At 43.8% G+C, this 2,546-nt stretch carries 3 protein-coding genes and 1 pseudogene; 1 reads left to right on the top strand and 3 read right to left on the bottom strand.

What is annotated here, in order from left to right; genetic code table 11:
• A partial coding sequence (locus tag F6K49_RS40695; protein WP_293106604.1) for a CHAT domain-containing protein occupies positions 1–236 on the top strand: 236 nt, incomplete at its 5' end.
• Between the two features lie 21 nt (positions 237–257).
• Here the strand turns inward: F6K49_RS40695 and F6K49_RS40690 are convergent.
• The 3 genes and pseudogenes from F6K49_RS40690 to F6K49_RS40680 all read right to left on the bottom strand — a co-directional run.
• On the bottom strand, positions 258–977 hold the full coding sequence (locus F6K49_RS40690; RefSeq protein WP_293106601.1) for a DUF928 domain-containing protein: 720 nt from the start codon (positions 975–977) through the stop codon (positions 258–260).
• A gap of 52 nt (positions 978–1,029) precedes the next feature.
• On the bottom strand, positions 1,030–2,184 hold the full coding sequence (locus tag F6K49_RS40685) for a CHASE2 domain-containing protein (protein ID WP_293106607.1): 1,155 nt from the start codon (positions 2,182–2,184) through the stop codon (positions 1,030–1,032).
• A gap of 107 nt (positions 2,185–2,291) precedes the next feature.
• Positions 2,292–2,546 (bottom strand): annotated as a pseudogene (locus tag F6K49_RS40680) (family 3 adenylate cyclase); the annotation flags it as partial.

Genomic DNA, 2,546 nt, shown 5'->3' with positions numbered 1-2,546 from the left:
CATCTGTGATTGGCTTATCTCGTTCCCTATTTATCGCAGGTGTACCTAGTGTGCTTGTTTCTCTGTGGACAGTGAACGATGAATCTACAGCCGAGTTGATGAAGGAGTTTTATCAGAATCTCAAACAGGGTATGGATAAGGCTAAAGCCTTGCGGCAAGCAATGCTGAAAATGATGGATAAATACCCCCAACCTAGAAATTGGGCAGCATTCACTCTCATTGGGGAGGCTGAGTAACTGTATTCTGTTTGAGTGTTATCAAAGTGAACAGCACTGAACAATAGGTTCTGAGATTATGTCGTATCCCTCATAGCGCACAAACCGATGCTCAAACAAAGCAGCCCAGTCAGCAGCGATTTGAGCATCTTGGGGATTAGCGCGGCGAAGTTTAGCTAGTTCGGTGAGAGTTTCGTACCACAAACCATTTTCAGCATAAACTATGATTTGCTCCCGTAAAGTTTTGGCTGTTGCTAATTGACTAATCAGTTCCGAAGTTTTCTCAACTCGCTTGACTATCCCATCGACAGACAAATCGTAAGACTGGTTATCTGAACAGAAGAAAAGAAATTGCCAACGGTATTTTCTCCCCAGATCAAGCGGTGGTGCATCTAACGGTAGACCAAAACTGGCAATTCCTGGTCTATCTGTAATGTTGAATTTGGTCTGGTAGATCTTTTCCTGTGTATTTTCATCCTCCAGAACTAAATCTACAGAGCCAAAGCCATAGGGAATATAAAGCCAGAAAGTAGGATATTCTGAAACTGTTTCTCCCCAATTAGTAACAGGAATCAAGGCTAGAAAAGGTTTTTCTACATTAGGACATCCAGGACGGCTGCCATCGTCCTCCCGATTACCTGGTGCACCATTATTTGGGGGCTTGAAATTCAATTCCAGAGGGAGGTCATTAGCTTTAGAAGTAGCAGGGAAAGCCCATAATTTTGTAGATTTACCCGTCAAAGCAATTATTGCAAAAATCATAGTGATGGTAAGTCTTATTTGCTGGTGTAACCATTTTGTCCAAGTCATGATGCTATTGTGATTTGTAGAACTGGTGATAATTTGGGGAATTTTTGTAAAGCAATCGCACTCCACTGGTAGCTACCAATGCTAGGGCTGAAGGTACCAACGGCACCCACCCGCCATGAGTTAAAAACCCAAAACAAACTATGTGTAAAATGACGATTATTACTCCTGTAGCTACTGCCAAAGAAAGGATTCCCTGACAGCGCCAAACAATTACCCCTCCTAGCAAAGACCAACCCCAAAGCCAAAAAGCTTCGCCCCACTGAGACCAAACCCATAGTAGAGGTCGCCCATCCAACACCGCACTGAGAATCTGACTTATACCATGCGCTTGAATCAGTACCCCTGGCATTGGTTGATAGGGTCGTTTATGGGCACTATAGGGAGTAAAAACAAAATCCCCAGAACTTTGACCAGTCACTCCGATAAGAATAATTTTGTTCTTTACCAAATCAGGAGCGACTTTCCCTTCCAAAACTTGCGAGAAGCTAACTCGCTGGGCAACATCCCTCGAAGCTCGATAATTGAGAATTATTTGGAAACCCCGATTATCCAGGTTTTTGTAAGCACCTGTATTGGTTTGCAACCGTTTGAATATAGTCTTATCTATCTTTATTTCATCTTTGGAAAGAGTTGTTGCCTCGATGTGTTTTACCTCTTTTAGGTAATAGAGTGCTATCCTAGCGCTAAAGGAAAATTCTGTGGTACAGGGATCATCTTTGTCTGGTTGTATAAATAATAGATGGCGACGGCGAATGGCATCATTGTCATTCACTGCATCGCTAAAGCCTAGGCGATCTTCTGGAAGTCCTGGCGGAGGAGAATAAGTAGACTTGTCTGGGTTGTGAGCTTCTTTAGCCGCGCAAATGGCGATCAGATGGTTATTATTCTGGAAATGGCTAATGAGCTCTGGGTGTCCATCCACCACTGGTCTAAATATATCCAAGCCAATCACTCGCGGTTGATGCTGCTCTAGCCTATCAATCACCTGAGCTAGGGTGGCATCCGGTAAGGGAAAGCCACCGTATTTTTGGATATCTGGCTCTGTTGCCTCAACTACCACCAGACGTGGATCTCGACCTTCATTGAGACGCAGCCGTAGAAGTTGATCGTAAGCTTTCAACTCCAATACCTGAAATATCCCAAGGGATCTCACCCACATCACCAAAATTGTTACCAAAACACTTGACAGCGCTACAGCACTTGGGAACGACCTGCTCATCAATTGTCGGTAGTTCAGTGTTTGCTGTATATGAGCCACTAGACTGTTTAGTTTTTTTTTAGGGACTCAACTGCATCTGCTTTCTTAATCAAGTCAGGTGTCAGGTGTTCAGCCAATCTTGCCATCCGAATCTCATTACAGCCCAACTTATAGGCAAATTGAACCGGACGACCTGCTGCTAAAGCATCGTAGAAACCGATGGCAAACTCAATGGCAGCTTTGTCACTAACTGCGTTGCTCATACCAACCACATAATTAATGTGTCGGGCTATTTCAAGAGCCTGAACCTTTGAATAGCAAGA

Source organism: Moorena sp. SIO3I6 (assembly GCF_010672095.1).
The sequence above is the reverse complement of the archived record's forward strand: the minus strand, read 5'-3'. Positions and strand labels throughout refer to the sequence as shown.

What these genes read in the sequence shown, in the direction of transcription:
- F6K49_RS40690 (WP_293106601.1), bottom strand. Translation starts at nt 977, where the DNA reads ATGATTTTTGCAATAATTGCTTTGACGGGTAAATCTACAAAATTATGG.
- F6K49_RS40685 (WP_293106607.1), bottom strand. Translation starts at nt 2,184, where the DNA reads ATGTGGGTGAGATCCCTTGGGATATTTCAGGTATTGGAGTTGAAAGCT.